Below are 20860 nucleotides of genomic sequence, written 5' to 3' on the forward strand. Positions count from 1 at the left end.
CGCGAAAAGCGTGAGGCTCCGCTAGTGGGCAAAAGCCTTCGTCCAGCCGTCAGAAATAAATCCGCCGGGCGACGTCAACTTCGCCCGGCGAAATAAATGTCTTTGAAAAACAACACGCCCATGCGCGCCGCCCAGAAAATTTTGCGTGGCCCGAAAAGCACCTATGCTGTTCGGGCCTCCCTGCTGTAAGCAAACCCAAAAAGTCCAGCCAGAACACCGATCAACAGAAATCCGCTTGGTGGGAGAGGGACAGCTGACACTTCAGGTTGACCGTCTGACTCTTTCCCCTTGCCCTCGTTGCACCACAACTCACAGTAGTCAACTACCGGTTTCGAGCCATTTTTTTCGATCAGACCCTTTTCTTTAAATTCCCGCGATATTCTAGAACGCCGATTTTCTTGTTCACGCTGATCGGACTGCCAGGCGGCCCCGGCACGTTCCCGATCACGTATATTGCGATCGCGTCTGTTTTCGTTCCTGTTTAGTGCATTCTCGCGACGATCAAAAAACAAACGCAGGCTGCCTGAGCCGCGCTCGGACGCAACCGCAAGCCCGCCATAAGCGTCAAAAGTCGTGGTCAAAGCGCTTGCAGCGCCAGCCACAGTCAGAAATGCGATGGTGAGTACGATTTTCATCCAAGCCCCCACAGCGTCAATCGACTTGCAATAGTCTACACGTTTGGACCATTTTGCGCAACTAATGGGTGAATCGAGCTCTTGATGATGAGCAAGGCAGGCTCGCAGCGACTGACTGCAAATCACGGTTAGGGGCCACCGGAAACACTAGATGCCGTGTCCGGACAGTCAGAGATACGCATGCGGCTTCATTTTGTGTCACACTGCTCTTGGCTCAGGATTTATAGCCAATAGAAGACCAAATCGGCGAGAGTAATTGCTGAGAGGAAGGCTTTAGGACACGTATCGATCTACTGGCATCACAAAAGGTCTCTTGGATGATTAAAGACGCATCCCATCTTCGAAAACGGCCATCATAGCATTTCTCAATCGAGACACATCCTCATCTACTGAATCGGACAGGTCGCATTCGAATGACGGCAGTACCTCGACCCGGATCGTCCCACTTTTAGGGAGGTGTTTGCCGCGTGGCAGCAGGCGGTCAGAATCGTGGATGACGATGGGCCGGATTGTCCGCCCCGTATTGCGCGCGGCCAATACCGCACCCGCCTTGAACGCGCCAAGGCTTTCGGAGCGGGTGCGCGTGCCTTCAGGAAACAGCACGACAGAGCAGCGTGCGGGCATTGCATGGATAGCAGCGGTAAGTGTTTCAAGCGCTACACTGCCGCTCTTGCGGTCGACTTCAACAAGCCCGGCGCCCTTGAACCCACGGCGTAAAAGGACCGCGTCGCAGAGTTCCTTCTTAGCGGCAAAAGTGATCCACTTGGCGTCCGGCAAAGCATCCATCAGGGCGAAGCCATCCAGGTGGCTGCGGTGGTTGATCACGATGATGCTGCCAGTGTCGGCGGCCAACGTTGCTACTTCTGCTTGTGTCATCTCCGTCCGGATGCTCAGAAACCACAAAAGCCGGGAACAAGCGCGTTTGACCAGCCGCCAGTACCAGCCGCGAAAGCCTCGCCGTTTGCTGCAGAGTAAGGGCACAAACGCAACGTAGAGGAAATAAAAAGGGCCAAGCGGAAACAACACTGCGCGCTTTATGATGCGCAAGCCAGTTGAGTCTATGGCCGAAGGCACGGCTCGTTTGTTCGGAGGTTGGAGTGACATGGATTCCGTTGCAAGTGTTGCTTTTCGTGTGATGGTCACAAGGGTCCTACGTTTGGCTTTCTTTGCCTGCCCTCTGGGCGCGTGGCCTGACAAGCACCCAGCGCTCTGCCTCTATGGGGCAATGGCGATGGCACATCAACAAAAAGTCGCGTATTGATGAATGGCTTGAATGGTTGGTTCGGACCTAACAAATCGGTTCCTTCGCCGCGCGCGAATGGCCAGGAGGCGCAGTTTGCGACAGTGCAACCCTGGAACGTGGACGGCGGCAAAAACCTATTTGCCGCCTTCTGATCGATTGTTCACTACGCTGCGCCGCCGCACGTCCGGTTCGAGCCCAAAATAATCGAGACTGTCCAAGCAAAGAATGTCGGCTATTTCGGCACCGCCTGACAGAGAACCCTCTCCAGCAGATTGCACAACACGTTGTCTTCGGCTTCTCTGATTGGGTTGGTCTAGCCTGCGGATCTTATTGCGTGTCGGGTATTGGCCAACGAAAGTAGTAGGTGTCGTGCCGGGACAGAGAGAGATACGCATGCAGCTTCATTTTGTGTCACATCTGTGTGTCACACCGCTCTAATGCTTGCTATCTAGTTGTGTTGTTAGGTTTTGGTGGAGCCTAGGGGAGTCGAACCCCTGACCTCTTGCATGCCATGCAAGCGCTCTCCCAACTGAGCTAAGGCCCCATACAGGTACCGCCTTGGCGGTGGACGGACGTTTATGAGACGCGGCATCCGAGTGCAAGTCCAAAAACGCAAACCGCGAAATTCTTTCCGGGCCCTAAACACCCGGGAAAGGTTGAGGCGGCTTAGGCCGCCTCTGGCCAGATCAGGACTCGTCTTCTGACGACATGTCCTTGATATCATCCAGCGAGACGTTGTCGCTGTCGTCTTCGTCGTCCAGCAGATCATCGTCCAGTTCGACGTCAACGTTATCGTCATCGTCCAGCACGATGTCCTCGTCCGAGGACGCCTCGCGCGCTTTGACCGATGCAGCATCTTCCGCGTCGGCGGCAATCATCCGGCTCTTGCCGGTTTCAAGCTCAACGATCTCGCCGGTATAGGGGCTGACGATCGGGTCTTTGTTCAGGTCGTAAAACCGCTTGCCGGTTGTCGGGCAGACACGCTTTACGCCCCATTCTTCCTTGGGCATATCAAATCCCCTTGATATCAGGTGAATCTCAATAATGATTCAGGTCACCTGCCACATGCGGCAGGCACTGTCAAAGCCTTTGCGCAAGGGAGATCGCACGATGGGGCGACATGCATTGCCCGGCACGCCTCCGGTGCCGCTCACGCTACGCAAATCGGCGCGGGCGCGGCGGATCAGCTTGCGGATTTCTCAACTGGATGGGCGGGTTACGCTGACCTACCCGCAAGGTGTTGCCGAAACCGAAGCCTTGCGTTTTGCGCATCAGAAGGAAGGGTGGATCAGACAGCATCTGGACGACCGACCAGATCCGACATCAGCGCAAATCAACCAGGTCATTCCCGTTGAGGGGCGGCCAAGGCGAATCGTTGCAGCCTCAGGCCGCAGGGTCGTTCTGAGTGCGGATGACATTGGCGTTCCCAAAGGGTCCGAAGGGCGCAGGCTGGCGCGATTTCTAAAGGAACTGGCCCGCGACCGGCTGACCGGGGCGTGCGATGATTATGCCGCCATGCTGGGTCGCCAATACTCCACCCTCACCTTGCGGGATACACGGTCGCGTTGGGGCTCGTGCAGCTCTGCGGGCGGGTTGATGTTTTCCTGGCGGCTGATCATGGCCCCGCCCGACGTTCTGCACTATGTGGCCGCACATGAGGTTGCGCATCTGGCCGAGATGAATCACTCCGCCGCATTCTGGGCCGAGGTCGAGAAAATCTATGGGCCCTACAAAGAACCACGCCGTTGGTTGCGCGACAATGGGGCCGAATTGCACCGGTATCGGTTTGACGCCGCCTGATTTTGTGATCACATAAGACCATGTTGAATCCACGACCAGCCGAGTCTCAGGCCCCGACCCATGATCAGGTTTACCGAACCCTGCGATCGCGCATCATGCATGGCGAGATCGCGCCTGGTCAGGCCTTAACGCTACGCGGGATCGGCAAGGAGTTTGGCGTCTCAATGACCCCCGCCCGCGAAGCGGTGCGCAGGTTGGCGGCTGAAGGGGCATTGTTTCTGTCTACCTCCGGGCGGGTTTCGACACCTGAACTGACCGCTGATCGGATCGAGGAACTGGCCGCCCTGCGCGCCTTGCTGGAGGTTGAACTGGCCAGCCGCGCCCTGCCCCGCGCGCACATGGCCCTGATCGACCGGCTGCAAAGCATCAATATGACCGTGGCCGAAATGGTCACAAAACGCGATGCCGTTGGGTATATCCGCGCCAATCTGGACTTTCACCGCACGCTGTACCTGCGGGCTCAGGCCCCGGCAATGTTGGCCATCGCCGAGACCGTTTGGTTGCAGTTGGGTCCAACCATGCGGGCGCTCTATGGCCGTTTGCGTCGCACCGAACCGCCGCATTACCACCGCCTGATCATCGCCGCGCTCAAAGCTGGCGATGAGCCCGGGCTACGTCTTGCGGTGCGCTCGGACGTCACGCAAGGACTGCGTCTGCTGGTCAGCTAGGCGGCTCTTTGCTCAGCACCACGGAATGCGCATTTCAGCGCAGGCAGTTCTGGCCCGGACGGCCTGTTCGCGCTATTCTGAATCCAATCAAAAACAAGAGCAGATTTCAGACATGATTACCCGACGCACGTTTTCCTTATGTCTTGGCTCCAGCCTGCTGGCGGCCTGTTCCGGCGGTGGCGCACCAACCAACGCTCCCGCTTCGCGCATGCGCGCGGTGCCGAACGCCGGTTGGGACGCCTGGGTTGCCAGTTTCAAATCCCGCGCGGCGTCTCAGGGCATTTCGCAGGCCACCTTGAACCAGGCTTTTCAGGGCGCGGGCTATCTGCCCGACGTCATCGAAAGGGACCGCAATCAGGTCGAATTCAAACGCTCGCTTGAGGATTACCTGGCCATCGCCGCCTCGGACGAGCGGATTGAGACCGGCCAGCAGATGATGGTGCGCCACGCCGGCACCCTATCGCAGATCGAGGCCAAGTATGGGGTCGACAAAGAAGTGGTCGTCGCCGTCTGGGGGTTGGAAAGCCGTTATGGCGCGCGGCGGGGCGACGTTCCGGTGATCTCGGCAACGTCCACGCTGGCCTATGACGGGCGGCGCGGTGCGTTCTTTGAAAAGCAGTTGGTCGCCGCGCTTCGCATTATCCAAGAGGGCGACACCTCACCCGCAAACATGACCGGCAGTTGGGCCGGAGCCATGGGGCACACGCAGTTCATTCCGACCTCTTACCTGGCCTATGCAGTTGACTTCACGGGCGATGGTCGACGCGATATCTGGTCCGAAGACCCAGCGGACTCGCTGGCGTCGACGGCCGCCTATCTGGCGCGCGCCGGTTGGGTTCGTGGTCAGCCCTGGGGCGGCGAAGCCGGTACGGTTTCGGGCACGCCGGTGGCTGTTCTACAGCCGCAGAAACCCGGGCCGAGCATCGCAGTTTTGCGCAATTTTCAGGTGATCAAACGCTACAACAACTCGGACAGCTATGCGATCGGCGTCGGTCATTTGTCTGACCGGATCGCCGGCGGCGCGCCATTTCAGGCGTCGTTCGGACCGGACGCCACAGGTTTGACGTTAGAAGATCGTAAAGACCTGCAACGCCGTCTGACGTCGTACGGTTACGATACACAAGGCGCGGACGGCGTGATCGGAAAGAACACGCAATCGGCCATCAGCGCGTATCAACGTGCCAATGGATTGACGGTGACCGGTGAGCCTTCGGTGGATTTGTTGCGCAGGCTGGGCGGCTAAAGGATCAGGCCGCCAACCCTTTGGAGCCGATATCCAGGAACTTTTGGCGCCGGTCTTTGATCAGCGCCGCCCCGTCCTTGCCTTCAAGATCGTTCAGCATCCCGCCAATGGCTGCACGGACCGACTCGAATGTAGCCGAGCGATCACGATGCGCGCCGCCCTTGGGTTCAGTGATGATCCGGTCGCAAATACCCAGCTTGTACAGGTCCTGGGCGGTCAGGCGCAGCGCCTCGGCGGCTTCGCGCATCTTCTCGGAATCCTTCCACAGGATCGAGGCGCAACCCTCGGGTGAGATCACCGAATAGACCGAATGCTCCAGCATCGCCACGCGGTTCGCCGTGGCAAAGGCCACCGCCCCGCCCGAGCCGCCTTCGCCGATGATAACTGACACAAGCGGCACGCCGATTTTCAGGCACATCTCGGTCGATCGGGCAATGGCCTCGGACTGGCCGCGTTCCTCGGCCCCTTTGCCGGGATAGGCGCCTGCGGTGTCGATCAGGGTGATCACCGGCAGACCAAAACGCCCCGCCATCTCCATCAGGCGCACGGCCTTGCGATAGCCTTCTGGTCGGGCCATGCCAAAATTCCGTTCGATCCGCGATTTGGTATCGCTGCCCTTTTCGTGGCCGATCACCATAACAGGCTGATCATTGAACCGCGCCAGACCACCGATCACAGCCAGATCATCGGCAAAGTTCCGGTCACCCGCCAATGGAGTGAACTCTGTAAACAGCTCTTTGACATAGTCCTGACAATGGGGTCGTTCAGGATGACGAGCCACCTGGCATTTCCGCCAAGGTGTCAGATCGGCATAAAGTTCATCCAGCAGTTTGGCAGCCTTGGCATCAAGCGCGGCAGCCTCATCGGTCACGTCCATCTCTTCGTTGGCGCGCGCCAGTGCGCGCAGCTCTTCAGCCTTGCCTTCAATCTCGGCCAGGGGTTTTTCGAAATCCAGATACTGGGTCATGACGCCTCTTCACGCGGATAATCTCTGCTATATGACCTGTGGTCGCGCCGGATGCAACTCAGCAAGATTTGTGGTCATCGAAAATGCCAGGTTGATCTGGCAAAGGAAAGGTAGGGGGCCGATGGCAACCAGCTACGAAAACCGCGTTCTACGTGTTCTGGCCTATATCCACGACCACCCCGCAGGCGATTTGTCGCTGGATGCGCTGGCGGACGTCGCTGCCATGTCCCGGTTTCACTGGCACCGCGTTTTTCGCGCCATCACTGGTGAGACATGCGCCCAGGCAGTGCGCCGGATCAGGCTGCACCGGGCGGCAAGCTGGCTGGTGCAAACTGACAGGTCTGTTGACCGTATCGCGGCTGATATCGGCTATCCCAACCTGAAATCCTTTGCGCGGGCCTTTTCCGAGGCCTACGGCAGCAGCCCTGCCACCTTTCGCAAGGCCGGGCAATTTCTGCCGGCAAATCCACATTTCAAAACCGGAGAATATCCCATGCATCCTGTCACAACCCGAACTGAACCCGCACGCCGGATTGTCGCCGTGCCCCACAAGGGCAACTACGCCGAGATTGGCAAAAGCTTTGAGACCTTTGGCGCGCTCTGCGAGTCGCGGCAGCTCTGGCCGCATCTCGGGCCAGTTCTGGGCGTCTATCTCGACAGCCCGGACGAGGTGCCACAAGATCAACTGCGCAGCTTCGCCGGGGCCGAATATTGCGGAAGCGAAACACCCGAAGGCATGGAAGTTTTGACCATCCGGGGCGGCAAAACCGCCGTATTGACCTACAAAGGACCTTACGCGGGCATCCACGCCGCCTATCACAGCCTGTTCGGCAACTGGTTGCCGGCGTCAGGTGAAGAACCAGCAGATCAGCCTTGCTATGAGGTATACCTCAACAACCCTCGCGACACAGCGCCAGAGGATCTTCTGACCGAAATCTGCCTGCCGTTGAAATAACTCAGGCAGGCCAAAGAACGGGATAGAGCGAGGTCACCAACAACAACGCCATCGTCCAGTTGAACACCAGCAATCGGCGCGGGTTTGTCAGAATCCGCGCCATTTGCTGTCCGAGTATCGTCCAGATGCTGACGGACGGCAGGTTGATCGCACCAAACACCAAGGCAACAAGAACAATCGCACCCAAAGTCTGGTTCGGCGTGTAGGCGGTGGTCACAGTCAGGGCCATGGCCCAAGCCTTTGGATTGACCCACTGAAACGCTGCCGCCTGCAGGAATGTCATTGGCTCTCCGGTGGCTGCGCCACCATTTGCGGGCGCGGCATGTGCGATCTTCCAGGCGAGAAACAGAAGATAGGCAACGGATGCGGCCTTCAACACCAAATAGCTGACCGGATAGCGATCAAAGATCTGGACCAGACCAGCCCCGACCAGAAGTACCATGAAGGTAAATCCTAGCCCGATCCCCAGCATATGCGGAACGCTACGCCGAAACCCGAAATTTGCGCCTGATGCCATCAGCATCAGATTGTTTGGCCCTGGCGTGATGGACGAGACAAAAGCGAACGCGATCAGCGCCAGAAGAATGTCGTAACTCATGACACGTATAATTGCAGTAAAAAAGGGAAAGGAAATTGCGTTTTCGTGCGCTTGATGTCAAATATCACAACAAATGATCAAACTGGACGCCACAAACCGTCATATATTGCGCGAACTGTCCCGCGATGGACGGATCAGTAATCTGGAATTGGCCGACAGGGTCGGCTTGTCTCCGTCCGCCTGCCTGCGCCGCGTGCAGGATCTGGAACGCGTTGGAGTCATTGCCGGTTACCGGGCGGTTCTGAACCCAACTGCAATGGGTGTCGGCTTTGTCGCTTATATCGGCGTTGGTCTGGGCGAACACACCAAGGCTGCCCAGGAAGGGTTCGAACGCGCCCTGCAACATGCGCCGGAAGTGGTCGAATGCCACAACATCACCGGCACCATCGAATTTCTGCTGCGCGTTGAATGCGCCGACCTGCCGACCTACAAAACCTTCCACACCGATGTGCTGGGCACCCTACCGCATGTGACCTCCATCACGACCTATGTGGTGATGGATTCCCCCAAGGATCTGCGGGCCTGACAGCGCATTTGTGAAGTTTAACCGTCTTGCAGGGCAAAAATTCACGTCCTACTGTCATCTCAATCACTCGGCCAGAACAAGGGGAAAACCCAGACATGCCGCATTCAGGGAGAACAACATGACAATTTTTAGGACAGGTGCCCTTGCCACAGCCTTTGCGTTGATCGCCAGTGTGGGCGTTTCGGCGCCGCTGAAATTGCAACCAGCCAGCCCTCAGCCCAGCCCCAAGGCCGGGCTGGATGTAAAATACGCGTGGGAGGGAAACCCGCCCCGGAAAATCCAGAACCTGTCAAAGGTGGATTTCTTGCTCAAGAAAGCCAAGCCTGGCCAACCACTGCGCGGGTTGGATTACCGCGACACCTCTGAAGGCGATCCGGTTCTGACCTATAACGAGGGCTTTAACGTCGCCGCCGACATCTCCGGCTATATCCGTTTCGATTCACCCGGCGTTTATGAGCTGGAAACCTGGTCTAACGACGGTATCGACGCCTGGGTCGGTGGTCAGCAGATCGGGTATTTCAACGGACGTCAGGGGTGCGAGGCAAACCAACGGACCGAGGTCGAGGTGCCGCAGGCCGGGTGGTATCCATTGAAGATCAAGTATTTTCAGAAATACGGCACGTCCTGCCTGATGATGAAATGGGGCAAACAGGGTGAGCGGTTTACCTGGACGCCAAACGACGTCTTCGGGCGGTAATTGAGGCGCCGTTGCGGCGCCTCTTTCAATTAGTCATTCGCCGCAATAAGTTCGGCTTGCGCCACGATCACTTCAGCCTGTTTGATCGATGCGATATCAACCAAACGTCCCTTGTAGACGGTCGCGCCTTCTCCGTTGGCCTTGGCCTGCTCCATCGCGGCAAGGATTTCGCGCGCTTCTGACACTGCTTCATCCGACGGGGTAAAGACCTGATTGGCCAGCGCGATTTGTTTGGGATGGATCGCCCATTTGCCAACCATACCCAGCGTGGCCGACCGTTTTGCCTGAGCGATGTAGCCTTCGTCGTCTGAGAAATCGCCAAACGGCCCATCGACCGGCAACACGCCATGTGTCCGGCACGCCGCAACGATGGCAGCCTGCGCCCAGTGCCACGGGTCAGACCAGTGCTTTTCACCCTCGCGCAGCATATAATAGTTTTCTTGCGTGCCACCGATGCCCGTGGTCTGCATCCCCATCGAGGCCGCAAAATCCGCCGCACCCAGGCTCATCGCCTGCATACGCGACGACGAGGCTGCGATTTCTTCAACATGCGCGATACCCGCCGCAGATTCGATGATGACTTCAAAGCTTACCGGCTTGGCGCGGCCCTTGGCGCGCTCAATCGCGGTGACCAAGGCGTCAACGGCATAGACGTCAGCCGCACATCCCACTTTCGGGATCATGATCTGATCCAGACGGCCACCGGCCTGTTCCATCAGATCGACCACATCGCGATACCAATACGGCGTGTCCAACCCGTTGATGCGCACGGACATGTATTTGCTGCCCCAATCAATGGTGTTCAGCGCTTCGATCACGTTCGCGCGCGCGACATCTTTATCGGAAGGCGCGACCGAGTCCTCAAGGTCCAGATTGATGACATCCGCTGCCGACGCGGCCATTTTCGGAAATAGCTTTGTGTTCGACCCCGGCCCGAACAGTTGGCAGCGATTGGGGCGCGCGGGGGCGGCGGGTTGAATGCGAAAGCTCATCGGGACCTCATGCAAGAAAGGAAATTGCGATTTTCTTGCCTCATGGGGTATTAAATTGCGCAATGCTTCGCAAGCACCTTTGTGCAACTGCGGCAATGCAATCGCAGCATTCACCGCAATACGTCACGTCTCGGGCGGTTAAAGTTTAATCGCTTTGCAAACTTGGAAGGTTTTTGCGTGAAACTAGGAAAACGTGCAAGAATCTCCCGACCTGCACCACCCGCTTGAGTGAAATCGAGAAACTCTCGTCAGGCTGGTCCTCTAGCCTGCGTCAGAATCAAAGGAGCGCACCGCAATGATCGAAACACCGTATCTGCTGTTTTTGGGCGATGCCCCCGACCAACTGGCCGCCAAGGTTGCCATCGGCATCCGGGATTGGCGTCCGGAAAACGCCGTGGGTCAGTACCGAATGGAAGGGTGCAAGGCCGATCTGGGCATGACCGACATGACGCTGGCCGAAGCCCAGGCCGCCGGAGCAAGGACGCTGGTCATTGGCGTGGCCAACCGGGGCGGCATAATCAGCGCCGCCTGGAAAGAGGTTCTGATCGAGGCGCTTGAGATGGGCTATGATCTGGCCTCGGGTCTGCACAACTTGCTGCGCGACGAGGGTGATCTGGTCGCCGCAGCGCAAACCCATGGCGGAACCCTGCACGACGTGCGAGTCCCAACGGTAGGCTACCCGATCGCCAACGGTCGCAAACGCAGCGGCAAGCGATGCCTGGCGGTCGGTACGGACTGCTCGGCGGGCAAGATGTACACCGCAATGTCGATGGATGCGGAAATGCGAAATCGCGGGATGAAATCCACCTTCCGCGCAACCGGGCAAACCGGGATATTGATCACGGGTCAAGGCGTTCCTTTGGACGCGGTGGTTGCAGATTTCATGGCTGGCGCAGTTGAATATCTGACGCCTGAAAATGACGCGGACCACTGGGATCACATCGAGGGTCAGGGGTCGTTGTACCACGTCTCGTACTCCGGTGTGACCATGGCCCTGATCCATGGTGGTCAGCCGGATGCGCTGATCCTGTGTCATGAGCCCACGCGTACTCATATGCGCGGCTTGCCCGAGTATTCTCTGCCGACGCTGTCTGAACTGCGCGATACCGCCCTGCCAATGGCCCGGATTGCAAATCCGGCCTGTCAAGTGGCTGGTGTTTCGATCAACACGCAGCATCTGAGCGAGGATGAGGCCAAGGCTTACATCGCTAAAGTCGAAGCCGAAATGGGCCTGCCAGCCACCGACCCGTATCGTTTTGGCGCGGGGAAACTGGTTGATGCTCTGGCGGCACTGTAAGCGATACGATCTCCGCCAAGCGAGATTTTTCGTCGAAAAATCTTGGCCGCACGGATTGGCAATGGTGAACAAATGCAGATTGAAGTCTCTCGTGATGTTTTCCGCCTAGCTCAGGTATTTACCATTTCGCGTGGTTCCCGAACCGAAGCCAAGGTGCTGACAGTCCGGGTGTCGGATGGTCAGTATCATGGATGGGGCGAATGTGTACCATATGCGCGGTATGATGAGACGTTGGAGTCCGTTGAGGCCGAAATTGCCGGTCTTCCCGAAACGTTTGATCGCGCGCGGCTGATGGACCTGCTACCCGCTGGCGCTGCGCGCAACGCGGTCGATTGCGCCCTTTGGGATCTGGAATGCAAACGTGCCGGAAAACGGGCCTGGGATCTGGCGGGACTGCCCGTTCCAGGGCCTGAGATCACCGCCTATACCCTGTCGCTGGACACGCCAGAAGCTATGGAGGCACAGGCTGCGGCAAATGCGCATCGGCCTTTGTTAAAGATCAAATTGGGTACCCCGGATGACATGCCGCGGCTTGAGGCGGTTCGCGCCGGCGCTCCCACAGCAAAAATCATCGTCGATGCCAACGAGGGTTGGTCGGCGGACGTCTATGCCGATCTTGCCCCGCATCTGGTGCGCTTGGGCGTGGCGCTGGTCGAACAGCCCTTGCCTGCGGGTGAGGATGACGCCCTGATCGGGATGGACCGCCCGGTGCCCGTTTGCGCCGACGAATCCTGCCATGATCGCGCCAGCCTGCCCAAGCTGAAGGGCAAGTATGATGTGGTGAACATCAAACTGGACAAAACCGGCGGGCTGACCGAAGCGCTGGCCCTGCGTGAACAGGCAATGGCCGAAGGGTACGACATCATGGTCGGCTGTATGGTCGGCAGCTCGCTTGCAATGGCACCGGCGACACTGTTGGCGCAGGGTGCGATGGTAACGGACCTTGACGGGCCGCTTCTTCTGGCCGAAGACCGCGACAACCCGCTGATTTTTGATGATGCCGGAGTGCACCCCCCTTCAAGCGCGCTCTGGGGCTGAGGAGAACGACATGACCCGCACCGTTTACGTGAACGGAGAGTACCTGCCCGAGACCGAGGCCAAAGTCTCGATCTTTGACCGCGGCTTCCTGATGGCCGATGCCGTCTACGAAGTGACCAGCGTGCTGGACGGCAAGCTGATCGACTTTGAGGGCCACGCGGTGCGCCTGAAACGGTCGCTGGACGAACTGCAGATGGCCGAGCCTTGCAGCAAAGACGAATTGCTGGAAATCCACCGCAAGTTGGTCGAGTTGAATGGGATCGAAGAAGGCTTGGTCTATCTGCAGGTTTCGCGCGGCAGCGACGGCGACCGGGATTTTGTTTTCCCATCCGCAGACACCCAGCCGACGCTGGTGCTGTTCACTCAGAACAAGCCGGGACTGGCCAACAGCCCTGCGGCCCAGAAGGGTGCCAAGATTATCTCGATCGACGACATCCGCTGGGGTCGCCGCGACATCAAGACCACGCAATTGCTCTATCCCTCGATGGGCAAGATGATGGCCAAGGCTGCTGGCTGCGATGATGCGTGGATGGTCGAAGATGGCTATGTCACTGAAGGCACCAGCAACAACGCCTACTTTGTCAAGAACGGCAAGATCGTCACCCGCCCACTGTCCAACGATATCCTGCACGGCATTACCCGCAAGGCCGTTTTGCGCATGGCAGCCGAGGCTCAGATGGTCGTCGAAGAACGCCTGTTCACCATCGATGAAGCGAAAGAGGCGGATGAGGCCTTTACCACCTCGGCCAGTGCCTTCGTCATGCCTGTGGTTGAGATTGACGGAGAGGCTCTGGGCGACGGCACGCCCGGTCCGATCGCCAAGCGGTTGCGCGAGATTTATCTGGACGAAAGCCGCAAAGCCGCAATCTGATCGAAACGGCCCGCCGCATTGGCGGGCCAATTTTCGTCAGTCTGTCTTTCCGACGTTTTCTTCAAAAGCGACCTCGAAAGCAGCCTGTTTCGCGGGGCTTGCCTCTGTCTGATAATTGGCTTTCCAGTCATCCATGGTCATGCCGTAGAAGATCTGACGGGCCTCGTCCTTGCCCATCTCGATGCCCTTTTCATTGGCCGCTTCCTGATACCAGCGCGACAGGCAGTTGCGACAGAACCCGGCCAGATTCATCATGTCGATATTCTGAACGTCGGTCCGGTCTTCCATCAGGTGCTTTTGCAGCCGACGGAACGCGGCGGCCTGAAGTTCAATCTCGGTTTGCTTGTCCATGGTCTGGCTCCGGGAAAATGGCGGGTCGATCCTTGAGGTAGCAATCCGGCGGCCTTGTTTCAATGAAGCTTTAGATTTCGCTGATGTCCAATGCATCCTCAAGGATCGCCGCCAGACGCTCCGCCCAGGCCCTCTGGCCCGCGTGATCAGCAATCAGGTCGTTGCGCAGTTCGATCAGTGCGTTGGGGCGACCATAGGCGGTACAGTGCTGGTCAATCGCATCGCCCGGCAGCACGCCGGTATAGGGTTCGTTCACGCCAACACAAAGATCGCCTTCGGCCCGAAGGCGTTCAATTAAGGGCCGTGAAAACCGCTCATCCGGCGTGTGCAGAACGCCGATGTGCCAAGGGCGCGGGTCACGACCGCGCAGCTGACGCGTAAAGGAATGGATCGACACGATCACAGCGTGCGGCAATGCTGCCATACGCTCAAGCGCGTCGTGATACGGGCGATAATAGGCATTCAGCCGTCGTTCCCGTTCGGCTTCGTCTGCATGTCGATTGGCGGGAATGATGGTCCCATCATAAAGCTTCATCAGCAGGGTCGGATCGTCCTCACCCCGGTTCGGGTCGATCACAAGGCGCGAGAAATTGGCGGCGATCACCGGCGCGTTCAGAACCTCTCCCAGATGCTTGGACACCTCATAGGCGCCGACGTCATAGGCGATGTGACGCTCCATATCCTCGCGCGGCAGGCCGAGGTCCCCACCGTTCACGTCTGGTGGCACAATGTTGGTCGCGTGGTCACATGTGATCAGCCAGCGGGAAGGGCGATCCGCGCCGTGGATAAAAAACGGGGAATACGTCATAAGCCTGTCATCTAGTTTGTCGCAGGTGTAGGGCAGTTGCTTTGAAAAGGGAATTGCGCAATAAGCAGCCTGACCAATGTTTGCGGTAACATTTTTACCTGCTGAAAGCCGACGTGAAGGGAGCACCACCAATGCGACGCCTGAGAAATGTGAAAATCGTGGCGACGCTGGGACCGGCGTCGAATGACTATGACACCATCCGCGCGCTGCACGAGGCAGGCGCAGATGTGTTCCGTCTGAACATGAGCCACGGCAGCCACGATGAGATTCGCGAACGCCACCGGATCATCCGGCAAGTTGAAAAGGATCTGGACAGCCCGATCGCCATTCTGGCCGACCTTCAGGGGCCGAAACTGCGTGTGGGTGTCTTTGCCAATGACGCCGAAGAACTGGAAGAAGGCGCGGCGTTTCGGCTGGACCTCGACCCCGAGGCCGGAGACATCAACCGCGTTTGCCTGCCGCATCCCGAGATTTTTGCAGCGCTCGAACCCGGGGCGCGTCTGCTGGTCAACGACGGTAAGATTCGTCTGATCGTTCAGGACTGCGGCCAGGATTTTGCGAACTGCACCGTTGAGGTCGGGGGAACGATCTCGAATCGCAAGGGTGTCAATGTGCCGGACGTCGTGCTGCCTCTGGCGGCTTTGTCCGCGAAAGATCGCGACGATCTGGAGTTTGTTTGCCAATTGGGCGTCGATTGGCTGGCCCTGAGTTTCGTTCAACGGGCCAAGGACGTGTTCGAGGCCCGGTCGCTGGCCGATGGCCGCGCTTCGATCCTGTCGAAAATTGAAAAGCCCGCCGCGGTCGAGGCGTTTGACGATATTCTCGACGCCTCCGACGGTATCATGGTTGCCCGTGGTGATCTTGGCGTTGAACTGCCGGTATCCGCTGTGCCGCCGATTCAGAAGCGTCTGGTTCGGAAGTGCCGGACGGCGGCCAAGCCGGTCATCGTGGCAACACAGATGCTGGAAAGCATGATCGAAAGCCCTATGCCAACACGCGCCGAAGTCTCGGACGTGGCTACGGCCATCTATGAAGGCACGGATGCCATCATGCTCAGCGCGGAATCGGCGGCAGGCTCGTACCCCATCGAAGCGGTTGAGACGATGAACAAGGTCGCAATCGAAGTCGAGGCGGATCCGACCTACACGCAAATCATTGCCGCATCTCGGACAGCCAAAGGAACCACAATTGCAGATGGTATCGTCGCCGCCGCCCGTGAAATTGCTGAAAAAACAGACATTAAGGCCATTTGCTGCTTTACGCAGAGCGGTACAACGGCATTGTTGACGGCCCGCGAGCGTCCCGGCGTGCCGATTATTGCCATGACCCCCGCCTCAGGTACTGCGCGACGCCTGTGCCTTAGCTGGGGATGTAACTGCGTTATGACCCCTGAACAGGAACGCTTCAAAGGGGCCGTCGTCAGCGCAGCCCGCGCTGCACGTTCCGGTGGCTTCGCCTCCGAAGCGGATCAGATTGTGGTGACCGCCGGTGTTCCGTTCAACGTGCCCGGCACCACCAACATTCTGCGCATTGCGCCTTGTGACGAGCGTTTGATCTATAACACCGACCCGGGCTAAGTCCGGGTTTTTCAAGAAACGACTGGCTAAATGTTGGGCTAATTCTTGCCAGAAAGGCGTGTATTTCCCTTTGTTTTCAAAGGGAAACCCGTTTTGCTTGAAAATTGTGCAAATAATTCTCCAAATCTCTGCAGTTTTTTCAGATACTTACCTTAGGGCAGTCATTTTTCAGTTCCAGGTTCCGGCTGCCCAGCCGGGGGCACGGGCCCCGGTACAATCACAATAATGGAGGAACATCATGACAACGAAAATTGTCATAGGGCTGGACGGGACAGAAACCGGAGAGCGCGCGATTGCTTTTGCCAAGGATTTGGCCGAGCGTATCGGAACATGCGAGTTGCTGGTGGTCTATGTCATCGAATGGTCCCCTTTCACTTTCCAGACACCGGAAGAAAACGCCTTGCGCCACAAACGGCGCGAAGAGGAAGTCGCCTTGGCGACCCAGCGGGTTGTGACGCCGGCGGTAGAGGCCTTGAGCGCCGCCGGGTTCACCGCGCACGGCATCGTGCGCCACGGCGACGTGGCCGAGACGCTGAACGCGATTACGGTCGAAAACGGCGGCACACAGATCATCGTCGGGCGCGCCTCGGCTGATGGGTTCAAGAAACGGCTCTTTGGCAGCTCGACCCAGAATCTGGTCATGCATGCCGATGTTCCGGTCACCGTAGTGAATTGAAGGGGAGCGAGAAAATGAATATCCTTCAAAAATCAGGTCTCGCCACAGCGGCTGCCCTGATCGCAAACCCAGTCGCCGCGCAAGAGGCAATGGGTTTGGACGAAAAGATCAACCAAGCCTTTGCAGATTTCACGGGTCCTTTCGTCAGCTTCATCTTTGCGCCGTTCCCGGGAACCGGGTTCCCATGGATCGTGGGTTGGCTGGTGATCGCGGCTACGGTCTTCACGCTCTACTTTGCGTTCGTACAGCTGCGGTTCTTCAGCCATGCGATCAGCCTAGTCAAAGGCGACTATTCCGACCCCAACGATGCGGGTGAGGTTAGTCACTTTCAGGCGCTGGCAACGGCACTTTCTGGCACGGTGGGCCTTGGCAACATCGCCGGTGTGGCCGTGGCCGTCGGCATCGGCGGACCGGGTGCGACTTTCTGGATGATCGTTGCGGGCCTGTTGGGCATGGCGTCGAAATTCACCGAATGTACGCTGGGCGTGAAATACCGCAATGAATACGAGGACGGGACGGTTTCCGGTGGTCCGATGTATTACATGTCCAAAGGGTTCAACGAACTTGGCCTGCCGGGCGGTAAGATACTCGCGGTTCTGTTCTCGATTTTCTGTATTCTCGGCGCGTTGGGCGGGGGCAATATGTTCCAGGCCAATCAGGCGCATCAGCAGATTGCAGGCATCACCGGCGATTACCCTGGCTGGATCACTGGTCTGGTCTTTGCAGGCATCGTCTTTGCTGTGATCGTGGGCGGCCTGAAATCCATCGCACGCGTGACCGAGAAAGTCGTGCCCTTCATGGGTGTCATGTATGTGCTGGCCGCGCTGGTCATCATCATCATGCACGCAGATCAGATCGGTTGGGCCTTTGGCCAGATCTTCGCAGGGGCCTTCACGGGTCTGGGCGTAGCTGGCGGCATGGTCGGTGCGCTGATCCAGGGCTTCCGTCGTGCGGCGTTCTCGAACGAAGCGGGCGTGGGTTCTGCGGCGATTGCACACTCGGCGGTTCGGACCAAAGAGCCGATCACCGAAGGGTTCGTCTCGTTGCTTGAGCCGTTCATCGACACGGTCGTGATCTGTACGATGACGGCGCTGGTGATCATCATCACCCAGCAGCTGATCATCGACCCGGATACCGGCAACTACCTGCTGAACGAAGCAGGCAATGCGATTGCGACCGTAGACGGCAACTCGGGCGTCAGCCTGACCTCCGCCGCCTTTGCAAGCGCCTTTGGCTGGTTCCCCTATGTGCTGGCGATTGCCGTGGTCTTGTTCGCGTTCTCAACCATGATCAGCTGGTCCTACTACGGCCTCAAGGCCTGGACCTACCTGTTCGGCGAGGGTCAGACCAAAGAACTGGTGTTCAAGGTCATCTTCTGCATCTTCGTGGTGATCGGTGCGGCGGCCAACCTTGGCCCGGTCATCGACTTCTCGGATGCGGCGATCTTTGCCATGGCGGTTGTGAACGTCTTTGCGCTCTACTTCCTGATGAAAGTGGTGCGGCAAGAGCTGGCCTCCTACGCCGAGCGGCTGAAGAGCGGTGAGATCCGCAAATTCGGCCACTAAACCAATTCTCCGGGGCGGCCTTATGCTGCCCCGGTGCCTGACCGTTGCGAATTCCGCAGATTCTGGTCCAAACCCCCTTGCCAGTATGACCGAACTTGCGTAAACGGCGCATCTGTTGCGTGACCGGCCGAGATGGCATGCCGAGTCGCGTCTGAAACCGAACCCGGAAAAGGAGACGGAAATGCCTAAGATGAAGACCAAGTCGAGCGCCAAGAAGCGCTTTAAGGTGACTGCGACCGGTAAGGTCCTTGCTGGCCAGGCCGGCAAACGTCACGGCATGATCAAGCGGACCAAGAAATTCATCCGCGATGCCCGTGGCAACACCACCCTGTCCGCCCCCGACGCCAAGATCGTCAAGGGCTACATGCCCTACGACCGCTAAGAGGAGATACCGATATGTCCCGCGTTAAAGGTGGAACCGTAACTCACGCCCGTCACAAGAAGATCATCAAAGCCGCCAAAGGCTATTATGGTCGTCGCAAGAGCAACTTCAAAGTTGCCACCCAGGCCGTTGACAAGGCCAACCAGTACGCAACCCGTGACCGTAAGAACCGCAAGCGCAACTTCCGCGCCCTGTGGATCCAGCGCATCAACGCGGCTGTGCGCAGCCATGACGAGGCTCTGACCTATTCCCGCTTTATCAACGGCCTGAACCTGGCCGGTATTGAAGTGGACCGCAAAGTTCTGGCCGACCTGGCCGTGCACGAACCGGAAGCGTTCGGCGCGATCGTCGCCAAAGCTCAGGCTGCTCTGACCGCCTGATCCTCTGAAAGAGAGACAGTGAATTTAGGCCGTCCTGTTTGGGGCGGCCTTTTTCTTGTTGGACGAGCTCATTCAACGCGATGATCGAGCGATCAGTTGTCCACCGGCGGCACCGCCCGCCGATAAAGATGCCAGGTCGTATGGCCGAGGATCGGCAAGGTGAAGATCAGGCCCAGAAATGCCGGAACCAGCGATAGCAGCATTGTAACTGAGATGATCGCCGCCCAGCCCAGCATGACCACCGGGCTTTCGGCCACGACCCGCAGAGACGTCAGCATGGCGGATACGAAATTTGTTTCCCGATCCAGTAACATTGGCATGGCAACGACGGTCACCGAGAACAAAACGGCAGATAGGAACGCGCCAATGCAGGTGCCGACGGCCAGAAAGGTCCAGCCCTGCGGAGTGAAGAACACCGTGTTCAGGAACCCGTCAAAATCCGAGAAGGATGCTTTCTGCAGGATAATCGCCAGCCAAAGCCGAACCTGGTAAACCCAGACCCAGAAAATGAACAGGGTGACAAAGGCCATCCATCCCATCTCTCGCTTACGTTGGTTCGCCATGACGGTGAAGATGTCCGTCCAGCCGAAGCTTTCGCCCTTCTGCAACCGGCGCGACATTTCGTAAAGTCCGGCGGCGGCAAAAGGTGCGACCAGCGGGAAGCCCACGATGGCAGGAATGATCATCCAAATCTTGCCCAGCCCGACCAAAAGCCAAACCATCAGGATTCCGAAGACCGCGTAGAACAGGCCGAAAAAACCGCTCAGGAACGGGCGCGACAGAAAGTCAGAAAACCCGGCCTTCAGCGAAGCAGTGATGTCGTCAGACGTCACCGTGTTGACTGTAGGTATGGCTTGCGGCGTTAGATTCTCTGGCGGCGTGGGACCTGCGGCTTTGGATGTCATCACTATTCCTCCCAATCGACCGCTTTGGCACGATTTCCATCGAACCTGCGGTGAAACGCGCATCTCCTTGTGGTTCAAGTTTGCATCGCGCACGGCTTCCGGGCAAGCCGTGGATAGCGCGGCTGTATACGTGCGCTAAGCCGTTCTTATGTTTCGCCTACTTCGCGGGTTTGGGGCTGGCGCTTCCGACACGAGCCGACTCGCATGACGGCCTAGTCGCCTTTGTCTTTCTTCACCAACTGAGCCGCAAAGGCCACGCCGGTGCCCGGCCCCGCGTAAGTCACCATCAGCACGTCATCCAAGTAAACGCCATTGAATATCCCTGACGACACGTCATCGCCTGATATCCCGGCTTCAGCCAAAACAAAGCGGGTCGGGTCGTCAAGCGCGAAGGTTCCCATCGCCTCTTCGACGATCCACTCAGTCTCACCAATCCGCCGCCAGCGGTTGGTCGCCGTAATCAGGTTGCCGTCGAGCTTGGTGATCTCAAGCTCCATTTCGGTTTTCAGGAGACCCTTTTGATGGTTCGGATTCGATTTGGCGAAAGCCACAAGGTAGGTGCCGTGCCACGTTCCCACGATCTGCGGGAAGCCACCGCCTTCGTCCGCATAGGCGGCGGGCGCAATAGCCAAGGCCAGAATGACGGCAAAACGTTGGATAAGTGCGGCAAGCATGACTGGGACTCC

The 20860-nt window shown here is 58.1% G+C and carries 24 protein-coding genes and 1 tRNA gene; 14 read left to right on the forward strand and 11 right to left on the reverse strand.

From position 1 onward, the window contains the following. Positions 1–161 precede the first annotated feature (161 nt). The 4 genes from ACR0CR_RS17515 to ACR0CR_RS17530 all read right to left on the reverse strand — a co-directional run bounded on the left by ACR0CR_RS17515 (position 162) and on the right by ACR0CR_RS17530 (position 2888). A complete protein-coding gene (locus ACR0CR_RS17515; protein ID WP_480601602.1) occupies positions 162–635 on the reverse strand; it encodes a hypothetical protein in 474 nt (157 codons plus the stop codon). A 321-nt stretch (positions 636–956) separates the two neighbouring features. After that, positions 957–1778, reverse strand: a complete 822-nt coding sequence (locus ACR0CR_RS17520; protein ID WP_480601605.1) for a lysophospholipid acyltransferase family protein — start codon at positions 1776–1778, stop codon at positions 957–959. Between the two features lie 568 nt (positions 1779–2346). Beyond that, positions 2347–2422: transfer RNA gene (locus tag ACR0CR_RS17525), tRNA-Ala, on the reverse strand. 142 nt (positions 2423–2564) lie between these two features. After that, positions 2565–2888 (reverse strand): TIGR02300 family protein, encoded by a 324-nt coding sequence (locus tag ACR0CR_RS17530; protein ID WP_480601608.1) that lies wholly within the window; start codon positions 2886–2888, stop codon positions 2565–2567. Positions 2889–2922: 34 nt separating this feature from the next. Between ACR0CR_RS17530 and ACR0CR_RS17535 the strand changes: the two genes are divergently transcribed. From ACR0CR_RS17535 to ACR0CR_RS17545, 3 genes are all read left to right on the forward strand, one after another. After that, a complete protein-coding gene (locus ACR0CR_RS17535; protein ID WP_480601611.1) occupies positions 2923–3678 on the forward strand; it encodes a M48 family metallopeptidase in 756 nt (251 codons plus the stop codon). Positions 3679–3698: 20 nt separating this feature from the next. After that, entirely contained in the window at positions 3699–4346 is a 648-nt protein-coding gene (locus ACR0CR_RS17540; protein ID WP_480601613.1) for a GntR family transcriptional regulator, read from the forward strand. A 112-nt stretch (positions 4347–4458) separates the two neighbouring features. Then, positions 4459–5589, forward strand: coding sequence for a lytic murein transglycosylase (locus ACR0CR_RS17545; protein ID WP_480601754.1), 1131 nt, complete (start codon positions 4459–4461; stop codon positions 5587–5589). A gap of 4 nt (positions 5590–5593) precedes the next feature. Here the strand turns inward: ACR0CR_RS17545 and ACR0CR_RS17550 are convergent, their stop codons facing one another. Further along, complete coding sequence (locus ACR0CR_RS17550; protein WP_480601615.1) at positions 5594–6556, reverse strand: acetyl-CoA carboxylase carboxyltransferase subunit alpha; 963 nt, start codon at positions 6554–6556, stop codon at positions 5594–5596. Positions 6557–6677: 121 nt separating this feature from the next. On the opposite strand from ACR0CR_RS17550, the gene ACR0CR_RS17555 reads away from it, so the two are divergent. Continuing rightward, positions 6678–7511 carry an AraC family transcriptional regulator gene (locus ACR0CR_RS17555; protein ID WP_480601618.1) on the forward strand — a complete coding sequence of 278 codons (834 nt, stop codon included), beginning with the start codon at positions 6678–6680 and terminating at the stop codon, positions 7509–7511. Between the two features lies 1 nt (position 7512). Here ACR0CR_RS17555 and ACR0CR_RS17560 read toward each other — a convergent pair whose 3' ends face one another. Next, entirely contained in the window at positions 7513–8109 is a 597-nt protein-coding gene (locus tag ACR0CR_RS17560) for a LysE family translocator (RefSeq protein WP_480601621.1), read from the reverse strand. 73 nt (positions 8110–8182) lie between these two features. Here ACR0CR_RS17560 and ACR0CR_RS17565 point away from each other — a divergent pair, with 73 nt between their 5' ends. Together ACR0CR_RS17565 and ACR0CR_RS17570 are read left to right on the forward strand one after the other, a co-directional pair. Beyond that, positions 8183–8635, forward strand: coding sequence for an Lrp/AsnC family transcriptional regulator (locus ACR0CR_RS17565; RefSeq protein WP_480601624.1), 453 nt, complete (start codon positions 8183–8185; stop codon positions 8633–8635). Between the two features lie 118 nt (positions 8636–8753). After that, a complete protein-coding gene (locus ACR0CR_RS17570; RefSeq protein WP_480601627.1) occupies positions 8754–9332 on the forward strand; it encodes a PA14 domain-containing protein in 579 nt (192 codons plus the stop codon). 29 nt (positions 9333–9361) lie between these two features. On the opposite strand, the gene ACR0CR_RS17575 is transcribed toward ACR0CR_RS17570, so the two are convergent. Further along, positions 9362–10324, reverse strand: coding sequence for an L-malyl-CoA/beta-methylmalyl-CoA lyase (locus ACR0CR_RS17575; RefSeq protein ID WP_480601629.1), 963 nt, complete (start codon positions 10322–10324; stop codon positions 9362–9364). Between the two features lie 295 nt (positions 10325–10619). Here ACR0CR_RS17575 and dgcN point away from each other — a divergent pair, with 295 nt between their 5' ends. The 3 genes from dgcN (at position 10620) to ACR0CR_RS17590 (ending at position 13530) form a co-directional block, all read left to right on the forward strand. Next, entirely contained in the window at positions 10620–11621 is a 1002-nt protein-coding gene (dgcN, locus tag ACR0CR_RS17580) for an N-acetyltransferase DgcN (RefSeq protein ID WP_480601631.1), read from the forward strand. Between the two features lie 72 nt (positions 11622–11693). Beyond that, on the forward strand, positions 11694–12659 hold the full coding sequence (dgcA, locus tag ACR0CR_RS17585) for an N-acetyl-D-Glu racemase DgcA (RefSeq protein WP_480601635.1): 966 nt from the start codon (positions 11694–11696) through the stop codon (positions 12657–12659). Positions 12660–12669: 10 nt separating this feature from the next. Next, entirely contained in the window at positions 12670–13530 is an 861-nt protein-coding gene (locus tag ACR0CR_RS17590) for a D-amino-acid transaminase (RefSeq protein ID WP_480601637.1), read from the forward strand. Between the two features lie 36 nt (positions 13531–13566). Here the strand turns inward: ACR0CR_RS17590 and ACR0CR_RS17595 are convergent, their stop codons facing one another. Both ACR0CR_RS17595 and ACR0CR_RS17600 read right to left on the reverse strand, forming a co-directional pair. Then, positions 13567–13881 (reverse strand): DUF1244 domain-containing protein, encoded by a 315-nt coding sequence (locus tag ACR0CR_RS17595; RefSeq protein WP_480601639.1) that lies wholly within the window; start codon positions 13879–13881, stop codon positions 13567–13569. Between the two features lie 70 nt (positions 13882–13951). Further along, positions 13952–14689: an N-formylglutamate amidohydrolase gene (locus tag ACR0CR_RS17600; protein WP_480601641.1), complete on the reverse strand. Its 738-nt coding sequence runs from the start codon at positions 14687–14689 to the stop codon at positions 13952–13954. Positions 14690–14820: 131 nt separating this feature from the next. On the opposite strand from ACR0CR_RS17600, the gene pyk reads away from it, so the two are divergent. From pyk to rplT, 5 genes are all read left to right on the forward strand, one after another. After that, positions 14821–16266: a pyruvate kinase gene (gene pyk, locus ACR0CR_RS17605; protein WP_480601643.1), complete on the forward strand. Its 1446-nt coding sequence runs from the start codon at positions 14821–14823 to the stop codon at positions 16264–16266. 238 nt (positions 16267–16504) lie between these two features. Further along, positions 16505–16942, forward strand: coding sequence for a universal stress protein (locus ACR0CR_RS17610; RefSeq protein WP_480601646.1), 438 nt, complete (start codon positions 16505–16507; stop codon positions 16940–16942). 14 nt (positions 16943–16956) lie between these two features. Further along, the gene (locus ACR0CR_RS17615; RefSeq protein WP_480601648.1) at positions 16957–18507 is read left to right on the forward strand and encodes an alanine/glycine:cation symporter family protein; all 1551 of its coding nucleotides are present in this window, start codon (positions 16957–16959) and stop codon (positions 18505–18507) included. A 181-nt stretch (positions 18508–18688) separates the two neighbouring features. Continuing rightward, positions 18689–18889, forward strand: a complete 201-nt coding sequence (rpmI, locus tag ACR0CR_RS17620) for a 50S ribosomal protein L35 (RefSeq protein ID WP_010443552.1) — start codon at positions 18689–18691, stop codon at positions 18887–18889. Positions 18890–18903: 14 nt separating this feature from the next. After that, positions 18904–19269: a 50S ribosomal protein L20 gene (gene rplT / locus ACR0CR_RS17625; RefSeq protein WP_170658380.1), complete on the forward strand. Its 366-nt coding sequence runs from the start codon at positions 18904–18906 to the stop codon at positions 19267–19269. A gap of 92 nt (positions 19270–19361) precedes the next feature. Here rplT and ACR0CR_RS17630 read toward each other — a convergent pair whose 3' ends face one another. Next, the gene (locus ACR0CR_RS17630) at positions 19362–20174 is read right to left on the reverse strand and encodes a DUF2189 domain-containing protein (RefSeq protein ID WP_480601651.1); all 813 of its coding nucleotides are present in this window, start codon (positions 20172–20174) and stop codon (positions 19362–19364) included. Positions 20175–20386: 212 nt separating this feature from the next. Next, the gene (locus ACR0CR_RS17635) at positions 20387–20848 is read right to left on the reverse strand and encodes a hypothetical protein (protein ID WP_480601654.1); all 462 of its coding nucleotides are present in this window, start codon (positions 20846–20848) and stop codon (positions 20387–20389) included. Positions 20849–20860 lie beyond the last annotated feature (12 nt).

It is taken from the genome of Ruegeria sp. AM2 (assembly GCF_056540685.1).

What these genes read in the sequence shown, in the direction of transcription:
- ACR0CR_RS17545 (WP_480601754.1), top strand. Translation starts at nt 4,459, where the DNA reads ATGATTACCCGACGCACGTTTTCCTTATGTCTTGGCTCCAGCCTGCTG.
- ACR0CR_RS17555 (WP_480601618.1), top strand. Translation starts at nt 6,678, where the DNA reads ATGGCAACCAGCTACGAAAACCGCGTTCTACGTGTTCTGGCCTATATC.
- ACR0CR_RS17560 (WP_480601621.1), bottom strand. Translation starts at nt 8,109, where the DNA reads ATGAGTTACGACATTCTTCTGGCGCTGATCGCGTTCGCTTTTGTCTCG.
- dgcA (WP_480601635.1), top strand. Translation starts at nt 11,694, where the DNA reads ATGCAGATTGAAGTCTCTCGTGATGTTTTCCGCCTAGCTCAGGTATTT.
- ACR0CR_RS17565 (WP_480601624.1), top strand. Translation starts at nt 8,183, where the DNA reads ATGATCAAACTGGACGCCACAAACCGTCATATATTGCGCGAACTGTCC.
- ACR0CR_RS17595 (WP_480601639.1), bottom strand. Translation starts at nt 13,881, where the DNA reads ATGGACAAGCAAACCGAGATTGAACTTCAGGCCGCCGCGTTCCGTCGG.
- ACR0CR_RS17610 (WP_480601646.1), top strand. Translation starts at nt 16,505, where the DNA reads ATGACAACGAAAATTGTCATAGGGCTGGACGGGACAGAAACCGGAGAG.
- ACR0CR_RS17550 (WP_480601615.1), bottom strand. Translation starts at nt 6,556, where the DNA reads ATGACCCAGTATCTGGATTTCGAAAAACCCCTGGCCGAGATTGAAGGC.
- ACR0CR_RS17570 (WP_480601627.1), top strand. Translation starts at nt 8,754, where the DNA reads ATGACAATTTTTAGGACAGGTGCCCTTGCCACAGCCTTTGCGTTGATC.
- ACR0CR_RS17590 (WP_480601637.1), top strand. Translation starts at nt 12,670, where the DNA reads ATGACCCGCACCGTTTACGTGAACGGAGAGTACCTGCCCGAGACCGAG.
- ACR0CR_RS17615 (WP_480601648.1), top strand. Translation starts at nt 16,957, where the DNA reads ATGAATATCCTTCAAAAATCAGGTCTCGCCACAGCGGCTGCCCTGATC.
- ACR0CR_RS17540 (WP_480601613.1), top strand. Translation starts at nt 3,699, where the DNA reads ATGTTGAATCCACGACCAGCCGAGTCTCAGGCCCCGACCCATGATCAG.
- ACR0CR_RS17515 (WP_480601602.1), bottom strand. Translation starts at nt 635, where the DNA reads ATGAAAATCGTACTCACCATCGCATTTCTGACTGTGGCTGGCGCTGCA.
- rplT (WP_170658380.1), top strand. Translation starts at nt 18,904, where the DNA reads ATGTCCCGCGTTAAAGGTGGAACCGTAACTCACGCCCGTCACAAGAAG.
- dgcN (WP_480601631.1), top strand. Translation starts at nt 10,620, where the DNA reads ATGATCGAAACACCGTATCTGCTGTTTTTGGGCGATGCCCCCGACCAA.
- ACR0CR_RS17575 (WP_480601629.1), bottom strand. Translation starts at nt 10,324, where the DNA reads ATGAGCTTTCGCATTCAACCCGCCGCCCCCGCGCGCCCCAATCGCTGC.
- ACR0CR_RS17630 (WP_480601651.1), bottom strand. Translation starts at nt 20,174, where the DNA reads ATGACATCCAAAGCCGCAGGTCCCACGCCGCCAGAGAATCTAACGCCG.
- ACR0CR_RS17635 (WP_480601654.1), bottom strand. Translation starts at nt 20,848, where the DNA reads ATGCTTGCCGCACTTATCCAACGTTTTGCCGTCATTCTGGCCTTGGCT.
- ACR0CR_RS17535 (WP_480601611.1), top strand. Translation starts at nt 2,923, where the DNA reads ATGATTCAGGTCACCTGCCACATGCGGCAGGCACTGTCAAAGCCTTTG.
- rpmI (WP_010443552.1), top strand. Translation starts at nt 18,689, where the DNA reads ATGCCTAAGATGAAGACCAAGTCGAGCGCCAAGAAGCGCTTTAAGGTG.
- ACR0CR_RS17530 (WP_480601608.1), bottom strand. Translation starts at nt 2,888, where the DNA reads ATGCCCAAGGAAGAATGGGGCGTAAAGCGTGTCTGCCCGACAACCGGC.
- ACR0CR_RS17600 (WP_480601641.1), bottom strand. Translation starts at nt 14,689, where the DNA reads ATGACGTATTCCCCGTTTTTTATCCACGGCGCGGATCGCCCTTCCCGC.
- pyk (WP_480601643.1), top strand. Translation starts at nt 14,821, where the DNA reads ATGCGACGCCTGAGAAATGTGAAAATCGTGGCGACGCTGGGACCGGCG.